Below are 20,063 nucleotides of genomic sequence, written 5' to 3' on the forward strand. Positions count from 1 at the left end.
TCCGGCCGCTGCCCAGCGCAGCTTGTCGCCGGAGCGCCCGCTTTTTGTCTGTCGTAATGAGGTATTGCACACCATGAATGCAGTGATCGCCGCGGTCGGTATCATGCTGGTACTGAGCCTGTCCCGCGTGCATGTGGTCATCGCCCTGATCGTTGGCGCCCTGACCGGGGGCCTGGTCGGTGGCCTGGGGATCGAGGGCACGCTCGCGGCCTTCAATGGCGGCCTGGGCGGTGGCGCGACGGTGGCGTTGTCGTACGCGTTGCTCGGCGCCTTCGCCGTGGCCATCGCCAAGTCAGGCCTGGCCCATGCCCTGGCTGACCGCGCCCTGGCGATGATCGACCGCCAGGGGCAAGCACAGGGCGGTAAGCTCAAATGGCTGTTGATCGGCCTGATGCTGGTGGTAGCGGTGTCGTCGCAGAACGTTCTGCCGATTCACATCGCCTTCATCCCACTGTTGGTGCCGCCGCTCTTGTACGTGCTGACACGCCTGCGCATCGACCGGCGCCTGATCGCCTGCGTGATCACCTTCGGCCTGATTACTCCGTACATCTTCCTGCCCGTGGGTTTTGGCAATATCTTCCTCAACCAGATCCTGCTGGCCAACGTCAGCCGCGCGGGCGTGGACATCAGCGGCGTCAACGTCACCCACGCCATGGCCATCCCGGCGGCGGGCATGCTCGTTGGCCTGCTGGTGGCGGTGTTCATCAGCTACCGGCGCAAGCGTGACTACGACCTGGCGCGCATCGAAGAGGTCGAGCAGGTCAGTGTGCAGTACAACCCACTGACGTTGCTGGTGGCCGGCGCAGCCATCGCTGCGGCGTTCATCATCCAGTTGTGGCTGGATTCGATGATCATCGGTGCGATGGTCGGTTTCCTGATCTTCTCGCTGTCGGGCATCGTGCGCTGGCGCGAGACCGACGATCTGTTCACCGAGGGCATGAAGATGATGGCCATGATCGGCTTCATCATGATCGCGGCCTCGGGCTTTGCCGAAGTGATGAAGGCCACCGGCGAGGTGAAGAGCCTGGTCGAGACCTCGGCGCAGTGGATCGACCACAGCAAGGGTATCGGTGCCTTGCTGATGCTGCTGGTGGGGTTGCTGGTGACCATGGGCATCGGCTCGTCCTTCTCCACCGTGCCGATTCTTGCCGCGATCTTCGTGCCGCTGTGTGTGCAGTTGGGCTTCGACCCGCTGGCCACGGTGTGCATCGTCGGCACGGCCGGTGCCTTGGGCGACGCTGGCTCGCCTGCCTCGGACTCGACCTTGGGGCCGACCTCGGGCCTGAACGTCGATGGCCAGCATCACCATATCTGGGACACGGTGGTGCCGACCTTCATTCATTACAACCTGCCGCTGCTGGCGTTTGGCTGGGTAGCGGCGATGGTGCTTTAGGCCCGATCGGATCGATTGTCGCTAACCGGTAGGGCTGGCATCATGCCCGAAGCGTGAATCAATCGCTTCGGGAGCCCCTCCAATGAACACACCTCGTGCCGAATCGCCGCTGCCGGAAGACCTGCGGGTCTTCCTTACGGTGATCCGCAAGTCAGGTTTTGCAGCGGCGGCGGACGAACTGGGCTTGTCGCCAGCCTATGTCAGCAAGCGCATCCGCTTGCTGGAGGTGGCGCTGGGCACGCGGCTGCTGCACCGCAACGCCCGCAGCATTGCCCTCACCGACGCCGGAGAGCGTGCCCAGCGCTGGGCCATCCGCATTCTCGGCGACATGGACGACTTCGTCGGCGAGATGAAACAGGTACGCCAGGAGCCGCGCGGTGTGCTGCACCTGTGCAGCAGCTTCGGCTTCGGCCGCAACCATGTCGCACCTGCGGTGGCGCAGTTGTCGGCGGCGTATCCGGCCCTGGAGATTCGCCTGGACGTGTTCGACCGCGTGGTGGATATCGTTGCCGAAGGCTTCGACCTTGAAATCCGTATCGGCGACGACCTGCCGGCACAGCACATCGGGCGCAAGCTTGCGAGCAACCAGCGGGTGCTGTGCGCCACGCCCGAATACCTTGCCCAGCGTGGTACGCCGCTGAGCCTCAAGGATCTCGACAATCACGACTGCCTGGTGCTCAAGGAGCGCAACAACCCGTTCGGTGTGTGGCAGTTGCAGCATGCCGGTCGCGAAGAAACGGTGCGGGTCAGCGGGCCGCTATCGTCGAACAATGGTGAGATCGTTCTGCAGTGGGCGCTGGGCGGGCGGGGCATCCTGCTGCGTTCGTACTGGGATGTACGGCCACTGCTGGAGAGCGGTCGGCTGGTGCAGGTGCTGCACGACTACACCCAGAGTGCCAACGTCTGGGCGGTGTACCCGACGCGCCTGGCGGACTCGGCGAAACTGCGCGTGTGCGTGGAGTTTCTCGAGCGGCACTTCAAGGTGTTGCTGGGGTGAAGCCAGGGGCCACGGGGTGGCCCCTGTTGCGTTCAGTTGAACAGGCCCAGCAGCAGGGTTGCGCCGATCACCGTCGCGGCGCCGCCCAGGCGCGTGGAGATCTGCGCGAAGGGCATCAAGCCCATGCGGTTGCACGCCGAAAGAATCGCCACATCGCCGGTGCCGCCCAGCCCACTGTGGCAGCAGGTGACGATGGCCGACTCGACCGGATACATGTTCAGCAGATTGCCGATCAGGAATCCTGCCAGGGTCATGGCCAGTACCACTGAGGCACAGACCAGTACATAGCCGATGGAGAACACGCCCATCACGCTTTCCAGGGGTACATAGAGCATGCCCAGGCCGATCATCACCGGCCAGATGAAGGCTGTCGACACTAGCTTGTAGAACTGCTTGCTGCCTTTTTCCAGGTGCGTGGGCAGTACGCGCAGGTATTTGAACAGGACCGCGACCACGATCATCATCACCGGCCCCGGAATGTGCACCAGCTTCTCCAGCAGGCCGCCGAGGACGAAGAAGGTACAGATCAGCAGCACACCAGCGCCCATGTAGCGGAAGTCGATGGCCTCGTCGTCGGCCTGCTCCTTGAACTTGTCGTTTTCTTCGCGAGCGCGGATCAGCATGCCGTCACCGCTGAGCTGCGGGCGCTTGCCGGCCAGGCGCGCGAGGGCGCCGGCGCAGATGATCGCGACGATGTTGCCCACCACGGCTGCTGGCACCAGTTGCGCAACGTACTGCTCGGGGCTGCCGCCGAGAATGTGTGCATAGGCCAGCGACAAGGGCAGGATGCCTTCGCCGATGCCGCCGCCGATGATCGGCACGATGATGTAGAAGAAGGTGTGGTGGACCGAATAGCCGAACAGCACGCCCACCAGTATTCCCGCCGCGATCGCCGCCAGGGTGCCGGCCACCAGCGGCACGAACATGCGCATCATGCCCTGGACCAGGATGAAGCGGTTCATGCCCAGAATGCTGCCCACCACCAGGCTTGCGATGACGAAATAAAGGAAGTTGGCATCCTTCATCAGCATCTTCGTCGCATCCAGCGTGGCACTGCCGAAGAAACCATGGAACACCAGCACCGAGGGCAACAGCAGGCAGAGGATCGCACCGCCACCAATTTCCTTGAGCAGTGGCAGGCGCTGGCCGAGCTGGCCGAAGAACACGCCCATGGTCATGATCACCGCCAGGCCGCCGATCATGGTCTTGGGCAGGTAACCGAAGTGTGCCGAGCAGAACACGATCAGGGCGATGCCGATGAAATAGGGCAGGGGAATCACACCGATCGGGTAGGTGAGCAGCGCGTTGAGCCGGCGCTGGACGGGCGTGTGTTCGGCGCTGGGCGCCAGAGTCTTGTTCATGTGCATGTCCTCTATTTGTTGTTGTACGAGGAGCCGTGAAGCGCCGCCCGTGTCCGGGCGGGCTTGTGTCGTCCCTGGCGGCTCAGGCCAGCCACGGATTAGCCTGCAGATGCCGTGCTTCGAAGGCGCGGATCTGTTCGGTACGTTGCAGCGTGCTGCCGATGGCATCGAGCCCCAGCAGCAACGCCTGCTTGCGCAACTGATCGATCTCAAAGTTGATGCTGCGACCGTCGTGCAGCGCGATCCGTTGTCGCTCCAGGTCGATGCTCAGTTCAGCGCTGCCGGGCTCGCTGACCCATTGCCCGATCTCTTTGACTTGGGCCTCCTCGAGCTGGATCAGCAGCACGCCGTTGCGCTGGCAGTTGTCGAAGAAAATTCCGGCAAAGCTGCTGCCGATCAACGCGCGGATCCCCAGTTGCTTGAGGCCCCATACCGCGTGTTCGCGGCTCGAGCCGCAGCCGAAGTTGGGGCCGACCACCAGAAAGCGCGCGTCCTGCCAGGGTGCCTGGTTGAGCACGAACTCAGGGTTCGGCGCGCCGCCCGCGGCAAAGCGCAGGTCGAAGAACACCCCACGGTCCAAGCCATTGCGATCGATGCCCTTGAGAAACTGCTTGGGCATGATCACGTCGGTGTCGACGTTGGCGGCCAGGAATGGGGCGGCGATGCCCGTTTCGGTGAGGAAGGGTTGCATGGCTCAGGCCTCCAGGGAAAAAGTGCGGACATCGACCAGGTGGCCGCTGACGGCTGCGGCGGCGACCATCGCTGGGCTCATCAGGTGCGTACGTGCACCGGCGCCCTGGCGGCCCTCGAAGTTGCGGTTGGTGCTCGACGCGCAGCGGTCACCGGGGCTGAGTACGTCGTCATTCATTGCCAGGCACATGGAGCAGCCCGACTGGCGCCATTCGAAACCGGCATCGACGAACAGCTGCGCCAGGCCCTCGCGCTCGGCCTGTTCGCGCACCTGGGTGGAGCCGGGCACGATCATTGCGCGCACCCCTGCCGCGACCTGGCGTCCGCGCACCACGCGGGCGGCATCGCGCAGATCTTCGATGCGGGCGTTGGTGCACGAGCCGATGAAGGCATGGCTGATGGGGATCTGGTCAAGCTGCATGCCGGGTGTCAGGTCCATGTAGCGCAAGGCGCGTTGCAGGTCCTGGCGGCGGATCAGGTCAGGTTCGTGCAGCGGGTCGGGCACCTGCTGGTCGATAGGGGCGGCCTGGTCGGGGCTGGTGCCCCAGGTCACCATGGGCGCCAGCTCGCCGACATCGAGGGCAACCTCAAGATCGAACTGCGCGCCCGGGTCGCTGAACAGCGTGTCGCGCCAGCGCTGCACTGCCTGCTCCCAGAGTTCGCCCTTGGGCGCGCGGGGCTTGTCGGCAAGGTAGTCGTAGACCTTCTGGTCGGGCGCCATGAAGGCACCTCGGGCACCGGCTTCCACGGCCATGTTGCAGATGGTCATGCGCGCCTCGACGCTGAGGGCGCTGATGGTCGGGCCGGTGAACTCGATGGCATAGCCGGTCGCACCGGAGGCACCGATGCGGCGGATCAGTTGCATGATGATGTCCTTGGAGACCAGGCCTGCGCCCAGTTCGCCGGTCACCGTGACGCGCAGGGTCTTCAGGCGCTTGTAGACCAGGGTCTGGGTGGCCAGCAGGTGCTCGATCTCCGAGGTGCCGATGCCGAAACCGAAGGCGCCCAGCGCGCCGTAGGTGGTGGTGTGGCTGTCGCCGGCCGCGACCACCATGCCGGGCAGGATGAAACCTTGCTCGGGCGCCACCACGTGCTCGATGCCTTGGCGCTTGTCCAGCACATCGAACAGTTCGATGCCGAAGTCGCGGCAGTTCTGCTCGAAGTAGGAGACCTGCAGTGCGCCGCCAGCGTCAGGCATGGTGGCGATGCGCTCGGGGGCGGTGGGGTTGACGTGGTCGACCACCGCCAGCGTACAGGCCGGGCGCCAGACCTGCCGCCCGGCTTCGCGCAGGCCGCTGAAGGCCTGGGGGCTGGTGTATTCGTTGGCGACTTGGCGGTCGATGTACAGCAGCACATGGCCGTGGTCGTCCAGGGTGCAGACGGTGTGGGCGTCGAGGTGTTTGTCGTAGAGGGTTCTGGGGCGATGCATGGCTGTCACTCGCGATCGAATGGTCATGGGCGTAGGCGTCACGGTAAGCGCCTGGGTCCAGCTTATTCCGTTCGAATCGTGGAACAACGCAGCCAACGTAATGCTGTGCTGCACGAATCGTGCAGCATGCCGGGCGAGCGTCCTGGCTGGTATGCTCTGCAGCGAACCCACCTCAAGAGACCACCATGGCAAGGCCGCGAAAACAGGACAGCAGCGACAGCGACGTCAAGGCACAGATCATCGATGCCGCATTGCGGGTGATCCAGCGCGACGGTTCGGTGTGCGCCACCTACCGGCGCATCGCCAGCGAGGCCGGGGTTTCGCCAGGGACCATGACCTACCACTTCAGCACCATCCAAGAGATCGTCGCGGCAGCCTTCGTCAAGATGACCAACCGCATCGCCGATCAGTACTTCACCCGCCTGGGCGATGCGCGTGATGCCGAGCATGCCCGCGAACTGCTGGCCGACCTGATCTGTGGCGAGCTGTGGAAAGCTTCCGGGCAGATGCTGCTGATCTTCGAACTCTATGCCTTCGTCTCGCGCCACCCCGACTACACCTACATCATGGACGACTGGATGGCCCGCTCGCGGGCGGCGTTGCAGGTGCATTTCGACGAGAAGACCGCGCGGGCGCTGGATGCGCTGATCGAAGGCTTCACCATTCACAATGCGCTGAGCCGCACGGTGGTAAGTCGGGACGACATCCTGGCATTGATCCGTGCGGTGTCATGAGCCTGACGCCGGTGCGCACGGCCAGGGCTGCAAAAAAAAGCCCCGCGGACCAAGGTCGGCGGGGCAAAGGGTTGGGGGAGGGACCAACCAAAGGAGTCGTTGCAACGGGTCGCGTGAGGGTTACTTCACGCTGGCCACGGTGTCTGGCTGCCAGCCGCCACCCAAGGCCTTGTAGATCGAGACGATGCCGCGATACAGCTCGACTTCGCCCTGGGCCTGGGCATCTTCGGCGGCAAGCTTTTCGCGCTCGGCATCGAGCAACACCAGGTAATCCACCGTGCCTTCGCGGTAGCGCACCGAGGCCAGTTCTGCCGCCTTGCCGCTGGCATCGCTCTGGCGGATCAGCGACAGCAGGCGCTGCTGGCGCTTGCCGTAATCGCTGAACGCATTGGAGGACTCTTCCAGTGCCAGCAGTACCTGTTGCTCATAGGTCGCCAGCGCGCCTTCGGCGTCGGCCTTGGCGCCGCGCAAGCGGGCACGCACGCTGCCCAGGTCGAAGGCGGCCCAGCTGATGGTCGGGCCCAGTGCCCAGGCATTGGCAGCGGACGAACCGATCTGCGAGCCACGCCCAGCGGTGAAGCCCAGGAAGCCGCTCAGGCTGACCCGTGGGAACAGGTCGGCGGTGGCGACGCCCACATTGGCGGTGGCGGCGGCGAGTTGACGCTCGGCGCTGCGGATGTCGGGGCGGCGGCGCAGCAGTTCACCCGGATCACCCACCGGCAGCGCCTTGGCGATTGCAGGCAGTTGCTTGGGCGACAGGTCCACGCTCAGTGCGTCCGGGCGCTCACCCAGCAGGGTGGCGATACGGTTGCGTGCCCGCACCTGCTCGGCCTGCAGTTGCGGCACGGTGGCCTCGACCGCCGCCAGGCGGGCATCGGCACGCACCACATCCAGCTCGTTGCCGACCCCGGTGTCGCGCAGGGTCACGGTGATGCTGCGCGAGTCTTGCTGGGTCTTGAGGTTGGCCAGGGCGATCTTTTCGCGCAACTGGGCGCCACGCAGCTGACCGTAGGCATCGACCAGCTCGGCGATCAGGCTGACCTGCAGTTGTTGCAGGTCGGCTTCGGCGGCGTCCTCCTGAGCCTTGCTGGCCTCGATCTGACGCTGGATGCGGCCGAACAGGTCGACCTCCCAGGCCATGTCCAGGCCCAGGTCATAGCGCTCGGTGTTGACTCGGCGATCGGTCTGGCCGGGTACCTGGCCCTTGCCGATGTCGCTGCTGGCACGGCTGGTGACCACCGGCAGGTCGTCGTTGGAGACGTCCTCGCGGATCGAGCGTGCGGCCTTGAGGCGGGCGAAGGCCACGCGCAGGTCACGGTTGCCCTGCAGCGATGCCTGCACCAGCTGGTTCAGGGTCGGGTCGTCGAACTGCTTCCACCAGCTGCTCTCGAAGCGGCTGCGGTCCAGGGCCTTGGCCGGCGTTTCGGTATCGAAACGCGCAGGCTGGGTGTCTGGGGTCTTGTAGTCCGGGCCTACCGCGCAGGCCGCCAGGGCCAGCGCCAGAAGGCTAGGAGTCAGGGGTTTGAGCAGGTTCATGCATGATTCTCCAGCGCTTGCACTCGCTCGGCCTTGCGGGCCTGGCGACGTTCGACGTGACGGCGGATCAGGTTGAAGAACACCGGCGTCAGGAACAGGCCGAACACGGTCACCCCGATCATCCCCGAGAACACCGCCACGCCCATGGCATGACGCATCTCGGCACCGGCACCGGAGGAGAACACCAGCGGCACTACACCCATGATGAAGGCGATCGAGGTCATCAGAATCGGACGCAGACGCAGGCGGCAGGCTTCCAGCACGGCGGCCAGTGGGTCCAGGCCCTCGGCCTGCTTGTCCTTGGCGAACTCGACGATGAGGATCGCGTTCTTGCACGCCAGGCCCACCAGTACGATCAGGCCGATCTGGGTGAAGATGTTGTTGTCACCCCCGGAGATGATCACGCCGGTGATGGCCGACAGCAGAGTCATCGGTACGATCAGGATTACCGCCAGTGGCAGGCTCCAGCTTTCGTACTGGGCAGCCAGCACCAGGAAGGCCAGCAGTACGCAGAGCGGGAACACGAACAGCGCGGTGTTGCCCGAGAGGATCTGCTGGTAGGTCAGGTCGGTCCACTCGTAGGTCATGCCGTTGGGCAGTTCCTCCTTCAGCAGCTTCTCGATCGCCGCCTCGGCCTGGCCAGAGCTGTAGCCTGGGGCTGCGGCACCGTTGATTTCGGCGGTGATGAAACCGTTGTAGTGCATCACGCGGTCGGGACCGGAGGTGTCGCTGACCTTGAGGAAGGTCGCCAGCGGGATCATCTCGCCCAGGTTGTTGCGCACCTTCAACTGGCCAATCTGCTCGGCGTCGAGACGGAACTGCTGTTCAGCCTGGACGTTGACTTGGTAGGTCCGGCCAAAGCGGTTGAAGTCGTTGGTGTACAGCGAGCCCAGGTAGACCTGCAGGGTGTCGAAGATGTCGGTGATCGCCACGCCATGGGTCTTGGCCTTTTCCCGGTCGATGGCAGCATCGACCTGCGGCACGTTGACCTGGTAGCTGGTGAACAACCCGGCGAGCTCAGGCACGCTGCGGCTCTTGGCGATGACGTTCTGGGTTTCCTTGTACAGCGCCTCGTAGCCCAGGTTGCCGCGGTCCTCGATCTGCAGGCGGAAGCCGCCAATGGTGCCCAGCCCCTGTACCGGCGGCGGTGGGAAGATCGCGATGTAGGCGTCCTGGATATCGGCGAACTGCGCGTTCAGCGCTGCGGCGATGGCTTGTGCCGACTGGCTCGGGTCCTTGCGCTCATCGAACGGCTTGAGCGGGGTGAACACGATGCCGCTGTTGGGGCTGTTGGTGAAGCCGTTGATCGACAGGCCCGGGAAGGCCACCGAGTCGGCAACGCCGGGTTGCTTGAGGGCGATTTCGCTCATGCGCTTGATCACTGCCTCCGTGCGGTCGAGGCTTGCGGCGTCAGGCAACTGGGCGAAAGCCACCAGGTATTGCTTGTCCTGCGCCGGGACGAAGCCGGTCGGGGTGGACGAGAAGCCCAGGTAGGTCAGGCCCATCAGGCCGGCATACACGAACAGGGCGATGCCGCTGGAACGAATGACCCGGCGTACGCCACCGACGTAGCTGTTGCTGGCACGGTCGAAGAAGCGGTTGAACGGCGTGAACAGCCAGCTGCCCAGCAGTTTTTCCAGGAACCGCGAGAAACGGTCCTTGGGCGCGTGGTGGTCCTTGAGCAGTACCGCGGCCAGGGCCGGCGACAGGGTCAGCGAGTTGAACGCCGAGATCACGGTCGAGATGGCGATGGTCAGGGCGAACTGTTTGTAGAACTGCCCGGTAAGGCCGGAAATGAACGCCGCCGGTACGAATACCGCGCACAGTACCAGGGCGGTGGCGATGATCGGGCCGGTCACCTCGCTCATGGCTTTTTGCGTGGCCTCCATGGGCTGCAGGCCCAGGCCGATGTTGCGCTCGACGTTCTCCACCACGACGATCGCGTCGTCCACCACGATCCCGATCGCCAGGACCAGGCCGAATAGCGACAAGGCGTTGAGCGAGAAGCCAAACAGATGCATCACCGCGAAGGTACCGATCAGCGAGACCGGTACGGCCATCAGCGGGATGATCGAGGCGCGCCAGGTCTGCAGGAACAGGATCACGACCAGCACGACCAGCACCAGGGCTTCGAACAGGGTGTGCACTACCGCTTCGATCGAGCCGCGGACGAACACGGTCGGGTCATAGACGATGCTGTAGTCCATCCCTTCCGGGAAGTCCTTCTTCAACTCGGCCATCTTCGCCCGCACTTCGTCGGAGATCTCGATGGCGTTGGAGCCAGGGCGCTGGAAGATCGGGATCGCTACCGCCGGCTGGTTGTTCAGCAGCGAGCGGAGGGCGTACTGGCTGGAGCCCAGCTCGACGCGTGCAATGTCTTTCAGGCGGGTGATCTCGCCGTCGGCGCCGGCGCGGATGATGATGTTCTCGAACTCTTCCTCGCTGACCAGACGGCCCTGGGTGTTGATCGACAACTGGAAGCTGGTCGAGCCGGGGGCGGGCGGTGCGCCCAACTGACCGGCAGCGACCTGGCGGTTCTGTTCGCGGATCGCCGCGACCACGTCGCTGGCAGTCAGGTTGCGCGAGGCGGTCTTGTTCGGGTCCAGCCACACACGCAGGGAGTAGTCGCCCATGCCGAACAGCTGCACGTCACCGACACCACCCAGGCGCGCCAGCTCATCCTTGATGTTGAGGATGGCGTAGTTGGACAGGTAGAGCATGTCGTAGCGCTGGTCCGGCGAGGTCAGGTGCACGACCATGGTCAGGTCGGGCGAGGCCTTGTCGACGGTGATACCGATGCGCGTCACTTCCTCGGGCAGCTTGGGCTGGGTCCGGGTCACGCGGTTCTGTACCTGCACCTGCGCGTTGTCCAGGTCGGTGCCCAGGGCGAAGGTGATGGTCAGGGTCAGCTTGCCATCGGCGGTGGACTGCGAGGACATGTAGAGCATGTTCTCGACACCGGTAATGGCTTGTTCAAGCGGTGCGGCGACGGTTTCGCCGATTACCTTGGGGTTGGCGCCCGGGAAGTTGGCGCGCACGACCACGGTCGGTGGCACCACTTCAGGGTATTCGCTGATCGGCAACTGGAACAGCGAGATGCCACCGGCGATCAGCAGCACGAGCGAGAGCACGGCGGCGAAGATCGGGCGGGTGATGAAGAATTTCGAGAAGTTCATCGATGTTGTCCCTTAACCGCGCGGTGCCTGGGCACTGGCGACTTTCACATTCGAACCTGCCACCGCCGGTGCCGGATTGCTGGCTTCCAGCGCCTGGCGCTGACGGGCGAGGGTGGCGAGGGTTTCTTCACTGGCCATCGGGGTTTCCTCCGGGGTGACCGGCGAGCCTGGGCGCACACGCTGCAGGCCCTTGACCACGATGCGGTCGTCCTTGCTCAGGCCGCTGCGCACGATACGCAGGCCTTCGAGCTTCGGACCCAGTTCCACCGCGCGGTAGGCGGCCTTGTTGTCCTTGTCCATGACCAGCACGAACTTCTTGCCAAGGTCGGTGCCGACCGCTTCGTCATTGATCAGCACGGCGTCGTACTTGGCGCTGCCGACCAGCTTGAGGCGGGCGTAGAGGCCTGGGGTGAATTGGCCATCGCGGTTGTCGAACACGGCGCGACCACGGATGGTGCCGGTGCGCGGGTTGACCTGGTTGTCGACGAAGTTCATCTGGCCCAGGTGCGGGTTGCCGGTCTCGTTGGTCAGGCCCAGGTACACCGGGGTGGTCTGGCCGCGCTGGCCCTGGCGGGCAAGCTGGGTGTACTTGAGGTACACGCGCTCGTCGGCGTCGAAGTAGGCGTAGACCTTGTCGGTGGAGACCACGCTGGTCAGCGGGGTGACGTCGGCGGTGACGATATTGCCAGCGGTGAAGTCGGCACGGCTGACGCGGCCACTGATCGGCGAGGTGACGCGGGTGAAGCTCAGGTTCAGGCGGGCCAGGTCGAGCTGGGCCTGGATCGCATCCACCCCGGCGCGGGCCTCGGCGGCGGCGCTGGTGCGCGATTCGGCAAGCTCGGCGGAGATGGCGTTGCTGTCGCGCAGGCGCTCGCCACGGCGGGCTTCGTTGGCGCTGCGGATGGCGGTGGCCTTGGCCTGTTGCAATTGGGCTTCGAGGCGACGGACTTCAGCCTGGAACGGGCGCGGGTCGATCTGGAACAGCAGGTCGCCTTTCTTGACCTGAGCGCCTTCGGTGAAGGCCACCAGGTCGATCTGGCCGGAGACGCGCGGGCGGACTTCCACGGTTTCCGGGGCTTCCAGGCGTCCGGTGAACTCATCCCATTCGTTGATCGGCTGCTCGATCACCTTGGCCACGCTCACCTTGGGGGCGGCGGGAGCCTGCATGGCGTCGGGGGTTTTACCGCAAGCGCTGATCACCGCCACTGCCAGGGCAGCGAGGGGATAGCGCAGGGCCTTGAATGAATATTCCATGGAGAACTCCGCCACTGTATTGATAGTGGGCGGATCATGAGTGTGTTGCGTTACAGGAACGAATCGAATGGCGCGAAGGTCATTATCACGCGGAATGATATGTCGAGCCTGTTTATCGATGGCGACACATGTGGCAGTGGGGGGCAGCGGCGTTGCGACGTGCTCGCGACCCCCTCACCGCATGACTGAAATCAGTCCCCGAACCCCTCCAGCACGATCTTGCCCTTGGCCCGGCCACTTTCGATCAGCGCGTGGGCTCGGCGCAGGTTGGCGGCATTGATGGTGCCGAAATGCTCACCCAGCGTGGTCTTGAGCACACCATCGTCGATCAGCTTCGCCACCCGCTCCAGCAACTCGTGCTGCTTGATCATGTCGCTGGTCTGATAGAGCGAACGGGTGAACATCAGTTCCCAGTGCAGCGACAGCGACTTGCGCTTGAGCGGCACCACGTCGAGGCTGGCCGGATCGTCGATCAGCGCCAGCTTGCCCTGCGGGCGCAGCGCCGCGATCAGTTGCGCAAAGTGACTGTCGGTGTGGGTCAGGCTGATCACCAGGTCGACCTCGGGGTAGCCGATGGCGTTCAGTTGCTCGACCAGCGGCTGGCTGTGGTCGATCACATGGTGCGCGCCCAGCTCGCTCACCCACTGACGGGTTTCGGGGCGAGAGGCGGTGCCGATCACGGTGAGGCCGGTGAGCTGGCGTGCCAATTGAAGCAGGATCGAACCCACGCCACCAGCCGCGCCGATGATCAGCAAGCTCTGGCCGTGGCCTGCGTTTTCAACGACACCCAATCGGTCGAACAGCAATTCCCAGGCGGTGATCGAGGTCAGCGGCAATGCTGCGGCGCTGGCGTTGTCCAGGCTGCGTGGCTTGTGGCCGACGATGCGTTCGTCGACCAGGTGCAATTGGCTGTTGCTGCCGGGGCGATCGATGGCTCCGGCGTAATAGACCTGGTCACCGGGCTGGAACAGGGTGACTTCGGTGCCGATTTCACGGACGGTCCCGACCGCATCCCAACCCAGCACCCGCGGGGCCGTCTTGCCGGCGCCGGCGCGGATCTTGGTGTCGACCGGGTTGACTGAAATGGCCTGGACCTCCACCAGCAGGTCGCGTGGGCCTGGGGTGGGGTGGGGCAGTTCGCTGTCGAACAGGGCTTGGGCGCTGTCGATGGGCAGACCATGTTCGGTGAAGACGATGGCTTTCATGGGGGTTCCTTGGGTATCGATGGGCGATGGGAATACCTTAGCTAACGTGGTTTGGCTGAAAAACATCGTTATGGAAGTTAGACTTTCGGCTTTTCTTTGAAAGTGTGCGCTGACAGAGCAGCCCCCTCGCGGCTTGTCCCGCGAGAGGGCTGCTGCTCTTGGCCGATCAGGCACCGCGTGGTGGGAAGTCCACTTCGGTCCGCGCCACATTGTTCAGGTAGTTGGTCAAGGTCAGCAGCGTCACCTGGGCAATCACATCGACGATCCGCGCATTGTCCAACCCTCCGGCGCGTACCTCGGCCAGCACACCGTCGGGCACCTGGCCGCGATTCAGCGTCACCGCGCGGGCAAGCACGGCTACCGGATTCAGGGTGCCGGCGCGTGCTGCCTGGATATCAGCCTCGCTCAGCCCCGACTTACCGCCGAAGAAGCTGTGCGCAGCCACGCAGTACTCACACCCATTGACCTGGGATGCCGCCAGGGCCACGACCTCGCGTTCGGCCGGGGTCAGGCTGTTCTTGCCCATGGCCTGGGCCAAGGCCATGTAGCCGTTGAGTGCGGCTGGGGAGTGGGCCATGGTGGCGAAGGCGTTGGGCAGGAAGCCCAGGCCTTTTTCCACGCCTTGCAGGGCTGGGCGGGCGGCTTCAGGGGCTTGTTCGATGGTCAGGGCGGCAATGCGAGTCATGGTGAATCTCCTGTCTGAGTGGGAGCTTGCTGTTCAAGCTTGGGTACAGATTACCCAGCAGGAATTGCCTTTCGGGTTCATATCGTCCAGTTTATGCGACTGATCGTCTAAATATGGATCTGCCATGGACCGCCTCGCCACGCTGCTCAACCATTTCGACTTCAACGCCTCGACGTTCCATCAGGGCGGCTTCTGCGGCCTCTCGCGTTTCGATGGCGAGCAGCGCAGTGGTCATGTGCATCTGCTGCGCGCCGGGCGCCTGCGCTTCAGAGGCCCGGCCGGGCACGAGCAGGTGCTGGAAGAACCCAGCCTGATTTTGCTGATACGTCCGCAGACCCACCAACTGCTGGCCAGCGAGTCGGACAATGCCGAACTGGTCTGCGCCACCTTGGCGTTCACCGGTGGCCCGGACAATCCGCTGACCCGTGCATTGCCGGACGCGCTGGTCAGCCCGCTGAGCGCCCTGACCGGGTTGCAGGCCAGCAGCGACTGGCTGTTCACCGAAGCCTTCGGCGATGATTGCGGACGCGAACTGGTGCTCAACCGGTTGTTCGAGCTGATGGTGATCCAGCTGTTGCGACAGTTGCTCGGCGATGGCCAGATGGCTTCAGGCATGTTGGCCGGGCTGGCCGACAAGCGCCTGTCGCGGGCGCTGGTGGCGATGCATGACGCCCCTGCGCACAACTGGAGCGTGGAGGCGCTGGCATCGTTGGCGGGGATGTCGCGGGCGAGCTTTGCCGCGCACTTTCGCGCGGTGGTGGGCAGTACCCCGGGGGATTACCTGGCAGATTGGCGCATCGGGCTTGCGCAGAAGCGTATCCGCGAGGGCAGGCCGCTGGCGCTGGTGGCGGATGAGGTGGGGTACCAGAGCCCTTCGGCGCTGGCGAGAGTGTTCAGGCGCAAGACCGGGGTGAGCCCTTCGCAGTGGCGTGGAGAAGCCTGAGATCATGGGTATTCTTTTCGCGGGCACGTCGCAGCTGTGAACCGCCGCTGCGACTTGCCCGCGAAAAGAACACCACAGTCATCAATGATCCGCGACAACCTCATCCTGCGACAACAGCGCCTTGGCCAGTTCTTCATCACTGGCCTGCAATCCTGGATGGCTCTGGCGTACCTGCTCCAGCGCCGACTCCACATACGCCCCGCGAATCGCACCGCCACTGGCCACGAACGCAGACAGCTCGTCGCGCGCCGGAATGATCCGTTTGTCATCCTTGAATGTGGAGTAGAGCGAAGCAGAAACCCCTGCCGAGGTGGCCACATCGCCCGCGTCGACACGGGCCAGGGCGGACCCTGCGGGAATGCACAGCAGCAGTGCCGGAACAAGCAGTGAATAACGCATGATCAGTCCTCCAGAAGCATCACAGCCCAAGGGATCTCGTGCATGCAATTAAGAGGTGCGGCCATTGGCCAGAGTTCCCCCTGCGAGCAATTGCCAGACGAGCGACCGCATATCGGCCGCCCGACTTCATCAACAATTGCGGCTTACACTATCAGCATTCTTGATACTGTCAGCGCACCTGCTGTTTTGCTGAAGTTGTGACCGTAGACTTATTCGTAACCGGCCACCCGAGCCGGCTCACAACTACAAGAAGCAAGTGGAGACACGAATGAGTAGCCAAGTTTCGTTCGAAGACCTCCCACTCAGCCGTTTTCATATCAAGACGGTGTTCAGTGGTACGGGCGGTCAATTCAGTGACGGATTCGTGCTAGGGATTATCGGCATTGCCGTCAGCATGGCGGCGGGGCCGTTGCAATTGAATGCGCTATGGATGGGTTTGCTCGGCGCGGCGTCACTGGCCGGTCTGTTTCTCGGCAGTTTGTTTGCAGGGCCTTTGGCCGATAAGTTCGGCAGGCGCCGTATCTTTGCCTGGGACATGTTGCTGTTCGCGGTTATTTCAGCTTCGCAGTTCTTCGTTACTTCGCCCGAGCAACTTCTGGCCCTGCGCCTGCTGCTCGGGCTGGTGCTGGGGTTCGACTATGTGGTGAGCAAGTCGCTGGTCACCGAGTTCGCCCCACGCCGTTATCGCGGGCGTTTACTGAGTGTACTGGCCGCCGCCTGGGCCGCAGGTTACGTCGCCGCGTACCTGGTGGGCTTCGCCATCCGTGATATCGGCCCGGACGCCTGGCGCCTGATGCTGGCTTTGAGCGGTGTGCCGGCCTTGTTGATCCTGCCGTTGCGCCTGGGTGTGCCGGAATCGCCGATCTGGCTGATGGCGCGCGGTCGCAGTGCCGAGGCGCTGGCCATCGTCCAGGCCAAGTTCGGTGCGCACGTGACCTTGCCCGTCGCGCCACCGGCAGCGGCGCAGCAACGCGGCAGCTTCAGCGAGCTGTTCAGCCGCCGCTGGCGCAAGAACACGCTGGTCGGTTGCGTGTTCTACACCTGCCAGGTGATTCCCTTCTTCGCCCTGGGCACCTTCTCGCCGCGTGTGCTCGAAGCATTGAACGTGCAGGACAAGTTCGTCGGCGGGCTGGTCTACAACGTGTTGCTGATGCTGGGCGCTCTGTTCGGCCTGCTGATCATCGACCGCATTTCGCGCCGCAGCTTCCTGATCGGCACCTTCTACCTGAGCGCCGTGGGCCTGGCCGTACTGGCCTGGGCGAACTTCGGGGCGCTGGGCACCATCATTGCGTTCGGCTTCTTCGCGTGCGTGCTGGCGGCAGCGGTCAACCTGGAGTTCGTCTACCCGCCGGAGCTGTTCCCCACCCACCTGCGTGCTTCGGGCATCGGCCTGGCCGTGGCCGCCAGCCGCTTCGGCTCGGCGTTCGCCACCTTCCTGTTGCCGATCGCCGTGCAGCATCTGGGGGTGCACACGGCGCTGGGCGTGTGCGTCGGGGTGCTGCTGTTCGGCGGTGTGTTCTGCCACCTGTTCGCCCCGGAAACCAGCCAGGAGCGCCTGGCGGCGGTCACGCCGGAGGAGGGCGACGGCAAACCTGAAGAGCGGCCGTTGAACGCCCATTGATCACCCACACGGGAGCTTGAGCATGCCTGGCAACAGACTCATCGACATGTACGCGGTCCAGGTGTTCATCGCTGTGGCCGAGGAGGGCAGCATGTCCGGTGCGGCCAGTCGCATGGGCATCTCCCAATCCGGGGTATCGCAGCTGGTACGCCAGCTGGAGGACGATCTTGGCGTGGTGCTGGTGGACCGCACCACGCGGCCGCTGACCCTGACTACGTTCGGCCTGGCCCTGCGCAACCGAGGCGCGCTGCTCAGCGAGGAGCTGTCCAACCTCAAGGCGCAGGTGCTCGATGCCGGGCGCGGGGTCAAACCCGACCTGCGCATTGGCCTGGTCGATTCCTTCGCCGCTACCTGTGGCTCGATGTTCACCCGGCAGATGCTTGGCCAGGTCACGCAGTTGTCGGTGCGTACCGGCCTCAGCCCGCAGCAGGGCGAGTCGTTGCTGCGCCGCGACCTGGACCTGATCGTCACCAGCGATCCGCTGATGGATGCCAACGACGTGATCCGCTATCGCTTGTTCACCGAGCGCTATTTCGTGATTACGCCCAAGGCGCTGGGGCGAGCGCTGCACAGCCTCGACGATGTGCGGGCGCTGGCCAATGTGCTGCCGGTGGTGCGTTTCAATCGCCTGTCGCAGGTCGGCCTGCAGATCGAGCGGCACCTGCGCGGCCTCAATGTGCGGGTGCCCAACCGCCTGGAACTGGACAACGCCGACGCCCTGACCGCGATGGTCGCCGAAGGCATCGGCTGGGCGGTGACCAGCCCGATGTGCTTTCTGCAGGCCATGCCCTGGGTCGACAACGTCACCGCGCACCTGACCCCTGAGCTGAGCCTGGAGCGCTCGCTCTACCTGGTGGCGCGGCGCAACGAATACGGTGCCTTCTTCGCAGATGCCTGCGAGTCGGCGCGTGCTGTCATCCTCGATGGCTTCCTGCCGCGCCTGGCGGCGCTGGGCAAGGGCGTCGAGGCATTAGTCAAATTCGATGAGGGAAATACCCGTGAGTACTTTTGATCGCCTCGATGCACGCGTCGAGCAGGATTATGTGGGCGAAGTGCGCATTGCTGCCGACAAGCTCTATGGCGTGAATTCGCTGCGCGGCTTCGACAACCTGAGCGTGTCGCCGCTGAGCATCGCCCATTACCCGGCCTTTCGCGATGCCTTTGCCCAGTGCAAGTGGGCCGCAGCGCTGGCCAACCATGAATGCGGGGTGATCGCCCAGGCCCAGGCCGACGCCATTGCCCAAGCCTGCCAGGCGGTGATCGCCGGTGCATGTGACGACTCGCTGATCGTCGATCTGCTGGAAGGCTCAGGCGGCACCTCGACCAACATGAACTTCAACGAAGTCATCGCCAACCGCGCCCAGCAGTTCCTCGGCCATGCGCCGGGCAGCTACGAGGTGGTGCACCCCAACGACCACGTCAACATCTCGCAGTCCACCAACGACGTGTACCCGGCAGCGTTGAAGATCGCCACCCACGCCATGCTTGCCGGGCTGATCGAGCAGGTACGCCTGCTGGCCCAGGTGTTCGATGCCAAGGCGCTGGAGTTCGCCGATATCCTTCACTTGGGCCGCACCTGCCTGCAGGACGCCCAGCCCATGCGCCTGGGGCAGTTGTTCGGGGGGTACGCCGCGCTGACTCACCGCCTGGCCGACGAACTGGTCGCCGTGCGTGAAAAGCTGCACACACTGCCTTTGGGCGGCACCGCCATCGGCACCGGTTTCGGCGCGCCGAAGGCTTACCGCGCGGCGGTCTACCGGCATCTGGTGACGATTACCGGTGTCGCCTACCAGTCGCCAGCCAACCCCTTCGATGCGATGCAGAACATGGATGTGTTCGGCCGCGTATCTGGCGAGCTGCGTACCTGCGCCACCTCGCTGGCGAAGATCGCCGCCGACCTGACCAAGCTGTCGTCGGGGCCGGTGGGCGGCATGGGCGAACTCAAGCTGCCCGAAGCCCAGGCCGGCTCCTCGATCATGCCCGGCAAGGTCAATCCGGTGCTGCCGATGGCGATGATCCAGCTGAGCTTCGCGATCATTGGCAACGATGTGGCAGTGGCTCAGGCAGTGCAGTACGGCGAGCTCGAGATCAACCATTTCGAGCCGGTGGTGGCCTCGCGAGTGTTCGACAGCATCACCTTGCTCACTCAGGGCATCCAGCGTTTTCGTGAGAAGTGCGTGGCCGGCATCCAGGCTGACGAAGCTCGCAACCTGGCGCATTTGACCGATTCGATGGCGGTGGCGACGGCCCTGGTGCCGCGCCTGGGTTATGCCCAGGTCAGCAAGCTGGCGCGTCAGTCGGTGCGTGAAGGGCGCTCGCTGCTGGCGATCCTGGCCGAGTCCGGTGTGATGACCGAGGCGCAGGCCATGGTAGCGATCGAGCAGGCGTCGTATCCGGTGTTCGAGCAGCGTTGATTGATGAACCCGCCCCTGCAGACAGGTCACCACCTGCTGCAGTGCGGCGGTTTGGCGCCTCGATTGCCCGCGAAAGCGCCGGAACGCCCAATACAGCGCGCGAAGGATTGAACGTTGTGTGTTCCCAGAGAACTTCTGTTGACCGGTTGTTGAGTTTCGAACAGCGGTCGTTATATCGAAATACCCGAATCACAGCTGAAGTTCCTGGTGTGGCCTTGAACTGTTG

Annotated in this window: 16 protein-coding genes; 7 read left to right on the forward strand and 9 right to left on the reverse strand. The window is 64.2% G+C overall.

Features of this window, described 5'->3' with window-relative positions:
- Positions 1–73: 73 nt before the first annotated feature.
- Both ACMGGG_RS10210 and ACMGGG_RS10215 read left to right on the forward strand, forming a co-directional pair.
- The gene (locus tag ACMGGG_RS10210) at positions 74–1,393 is read left to right on the forward strand and encodes a Na+/H+ antiporter family protein (RefSeq protein WP_197889634.1); all 1,320 of its coding nucleotides are present in this window, start codon (positions 74–76) and stop codon (positions 1,391–1,393) included.
- Between the two features lie 82 nt (positions 1,394–1,475).
- Positions 1,476–2,390: a LysR substrate-binding domain-containing protein gene (locus tag ACMGGG_RS10215; RefSeq protein ID WP_054891288.1), complete on the forward strand. Its 915-nt coding sequence runs from the start codon at positions 1,476–1,478 to the stop codon at positions 2,388–2,390.
- 32 nt (positions 2,391–2,422) lie between these two features.
- Here the strand turns inward: ACMGGG_RS10215 and ACMGGG_RS10220 are convergent, their stop codons facing one another.
- The 3 genes from ACMGGG_RS10220 to leuC form a co-directional block, all read right to left on the reverse strand.
- Complete coding sequence (locus ACMGGG_RS10220) at positions 2,423–3,751, reverse strand: 2-hydroxycarboxylate transporter family protein (protein WP_414155407.1); 1,329 nt, start codon at positions 3,749–3,751, stop codon at positions 2,423–2,425.
- Between the two features lie 82 nt (positions 3,752–3,833).
- Entirely contained in the window at positions 3,834–4,442 is a 609-nt protein-coding gene (gene leuD / locus ACMGGG_RS10225) for a 3-isopropylmalate dehydratase small subunit (RefSeq protein WP_414155408.1), read from the reverse strand.
- A gap of 3 nt (positions 4,443–4,445) precedes the next feature.
- On the reverse strand, positions 4,446–5,870 hold the full coding sequence (leuC, locus tag ACMGGG_RS10230; protein WP_414155409.1) for a 3-isopropylmalate dehydratase large subunit: 1,425 nt from the start codon (positions 5,868–5,870) through the stop codon (positions 4,446–4,448).
- A gap of 185 nt (positions 5,871–6,055) precedes the next feature.
- Here leuC and ACMGGG_RS10235 point away from each other — a divergent pair, with 185 nt between their 5' ends.
- Positions 6,056–6,604 (forward strand): TetR/AcrR family transcriptional regulator, encoded by a 549-nt coding sequence (locus ACMGGG_RS10235; protein ID WP_063544805.1) that lies wholly within the window; start codon positions 6,056–6,058, stop codon positions 6,602–6,604.
- A gap of 120 nt (positions 6,605–6,724) precedes the next feature.
- Here ACMGGG_RS10235 and ACMGGG_RS10240 read toward each other — a convergent pair whose 3' ends face one another.
- The 5 genes from ACMGGG_RS10240 to ACMGGG_RS10260 all read right to left on the reverse strand — a co-directional run bounded on the left by ACMGGG_RS10240 (position 6,725) and on the right by ACMGGG_RS10260 (position 14,460).
- Positions 6,725–8,140: an efflux transporter outer membrane subunit gene (locus tag ACMGGG_RS10240; RefSeq protein WP_054891293.1), complete on the reverse strand. Its 1,416-nt coding sequence runs from the start codon at positions 8,138–8,140 to the stop codon at positions 6,725–6,727.
- Complete coding sequence (locus ACMGGG_RS10245; protein WP_112898166.1) at positions 8,137–11,316, reverse strand: efflux RND transporter permease subunit; 3,180 nt, start codon at positions 11,314–11,316, stop codon at positions 8,137–8,139. The genes ACMGGG_RS10240 and ACMGGG_RS10245 overlap by 4 nt, the downstream gene beginning before the upstream one ends.
- A gap of 12 nt (positions 11,317–11,328) precedes the next feature.
- Positions 11,329–12,570, reverse strand: coding sequence for a multidrug efflux RND transporter periplasmic adaptor subunit MexE (gene mexE, locus ACMGGG_RS10250; RefSeq protein WP_065862810.1), 1,242 nt, complete (start codon positions 12,568–12,570; stop codon positions 11,329–11,331).
- A 191-nt stretch (positions 12,571–12,761) separates the two neighbouring features.
- Positions 12,762–13,775: a zinc-binding alcohol dehydrogenase family protein gene (locus tag ACMGGG_RS10255; protein ID WP_414160018.1), complete on the reverse strand. Its 1,014-nt coding sequence runs from the start codon at positions 13,773–13,775 to the stop codon at positions 12,762–12,764.
- 166 nt (positions 13,776–13,941) lie between these two features.
- Positions 13,942–14,460 carry a carboxymuconolactone decarboxylase family protein gene (locus ACMGGG_RS10260; protein WP_054891297.1) on the reverse strand — a complete coding sequence of 173 codons (519 nt, stop codon included), beginning with the start codon at positions 14,458–14,460 and terminating at the stop codon, positions 13,942–13,944.
- 124 nt (positions 14,461–14,584) lie between these two features.
- Here ACMGGG_RS10260 and ACMGGG_RS10265 point away from each other — a divergent pair, with 124 nt between their 5' ends.
- The gene (locus ACMGGG_RS10265; RefSeq protein ID WP_063544809.1) at positions 14,585–15,403 is read left to right on the forward strand and encodes an AraC family transcriptional regulator; all 819 of its coding nucleotides are present in this window, start codon (positions 14,585–14,587) and stop codon (positions 15,401–15,403) included.
- Positions 15,404–15,484: 81 nt separating this feature from the next.
- On the opposite strand, the gene ACMGGG_RS10270 is transcribed toward ACMGGG_RS10265, so the two are convergent.
- Positions 15,485–15,802: a DUF2388 domain-containing protein gene (locus ACMGGG_RS10270; protein ID WP_054891299.1), complete on the reverse strand. Its 318-nt coding sequence runs from the start codon at positions 15,800–15,802 to the stop codon at positions 15,485–15,487.
- 268 nt (positions 15,803–16,070) lie between these two features.
- On the opposite strand from ACMGGG_RS10270, the gene ACMGGG_RS10275 reads away from it, so the two are divergent.
- The 3 genes from ACMGGG_RS10275 to ACMGGG_RS10285 are packed head-to-tail and all read left to right on the forward strand — an operon-like array spanning position 16,071 to position 19,837.
- On the forward strand, positions 16,071–17,423 hold the full coding sequence (locus tag ACMGGG_RS10275; RefSeq protein ID WP_065862813.1) for an MFS transporter: 1,353 nt from the start codon (positions 16,071–16,073) through the stop codon (positions 17,421–17,423).
- Positions 17,424–17,445: 22 nt separating this feature from the next.
- Positions 17,446–18,435 (forward strand): LysR family transcriptional regulator, encoded by a 990-nt coding sequence (locus tag ACMGGG_RS10280; RefSeq protein WP_054891300.1) that lies wholly within the window; start codon positions 17,446–17,448, stop codon positions 18,433–18,435.
- Positions 18,422–19,837 carry an aspartate ammonia-lyase gene (locus tag ACMGGG_RS10285; RefSeq protein WP_414155411.1) on the forward strand — a complete coding sequence of 472 codons (1,416 nt, stop codon included), beginning with the start codon at positions 18,422–18,424 and terminating at the stop codon, positions 19,835–19,837. The genes ACMGGG_RS10280 and ACMGGG_RS10285 overlap by 14 nt, the downstream gene beginning before the upstream one ends.
- Positions 19,838–20,063 lie beyond the last annotated feature (226 nt).

The organism is Pseudomonas sp. BNK-44-b (assembly GCF_047456245.1).
Lineage (GTDB): Bacteria > Pseudomonadota > Gammaproteobacteria > Pseudomonadales > Pseudomonadaceae > Aquipseudomonas > Aquipseudomonas machongensis.

Bases quoted from the DNA above. Each gene is read 5' to 3' on its own strand.
- ACMGGG_RS10275 (WP_065862813.1), top strand. From the start codon at position 16,071: ATGAGTAGCCAAGTTTCGTTCGAAGACCTCCCACTCAGCCGTTTTCAT.
- leuC (WP_414155409.1), bottom strand. From the start codon at position 5,870: ATGCATCGCCCCAGAACCCTCTACGACAAACACCTCGACGCCCACACC.
- leuD (WP_414155408.1), bottom strand. From the start codon at position 4,442: ATGCAACCCTTCCTCACCGAAACGGGCATCGCCGCCCCATTCCTGGCC.
- ACMGGG_RS10220 (WP_414155407.1), bottom strand. From the start codon at position 3,751: ATGAACAAGACTCTGGCGCCCAGCGCCGAACACACGCCCGTCCAGCGC.
- ACMGGG_RS10215 (WP_054891288.1), top strand. From the start codon at position 1,476: ATGAACACACCTCGTGCCGAATCGCCGCTGCCGGAAGACCTGCGGGTC.
- ACMGGG_RS10265 (WP_063544809.1), top strand. From the start codon at position 14,585: ATGGACCGCCTCGCCACGCTGCTCAACCATTTCGACTTCAACGCCTCG.
- ACMGGG_RS10280 (WP_054891300.1), top strand. From the start codon at position 17,446: ATGCCTGGCAACAGACTCATCGACATGTACGCGGTCCAGGTGTTCATC.
- ACMGGG_RS10240 (WP_054891293.1), bottom strand. From the start codon at position 8,140: ATGAACCTGCTCAAACCCCTGACTCCTAGCCTTCTGGCGCTGGCCCTG.
- ACMGGG_RS10245 (WP_112898166.1), bottom strand. From the start codon at position 11,316: ATGAACTTCTCGAAATTCTTCATCACCCGCCCGATCTTCGCCGCCGTG.
- ACMGGG_RS10235 (WP_063544805.1), top strand. From the start codon at position 6,056: ATGGCAAGGCCGCGAAAACAGGACAGCAGCGACAGCGACGTCAAGGCA.
- ACMGGG_RS10270 (WP_054891299.1), bottom strand. From the start codon at position 15,802: ATGCGTTATTCACTGCTTGTTCCGGCACTGCTGCTGTGCATTCCCGCA.
- ACMGGG_RS10260 (WP_054891297.1), bottom strand. From the start codon at position 14,460: ATGACTCGCATTGCCGCCCTGACCATCGAACAAGCCCCTGAAGCCGCC.
- ACMGGG_RS10210 (WP_197889634.1), top strand. From the start codon at position 74: ATGAATGCAGTGATCGCCGCGGTCGGTATCATGCTGGTACTGAGCCTG.
- ACMGGG_RS10255 (WP_414160018.1), bottom strand. From the start codon at position 13,775: ATGAAAGCCATCGTCTTCACCGAACATGGTCTGCCCATCGACAGCGCC.
- mexE (WP_065862810.1), bottom strand. From the start codon at position 12,570: ATGGAATATTCATTCAAGGCCCTGCGCTATCCCCTCGCTGCCCTGGCA.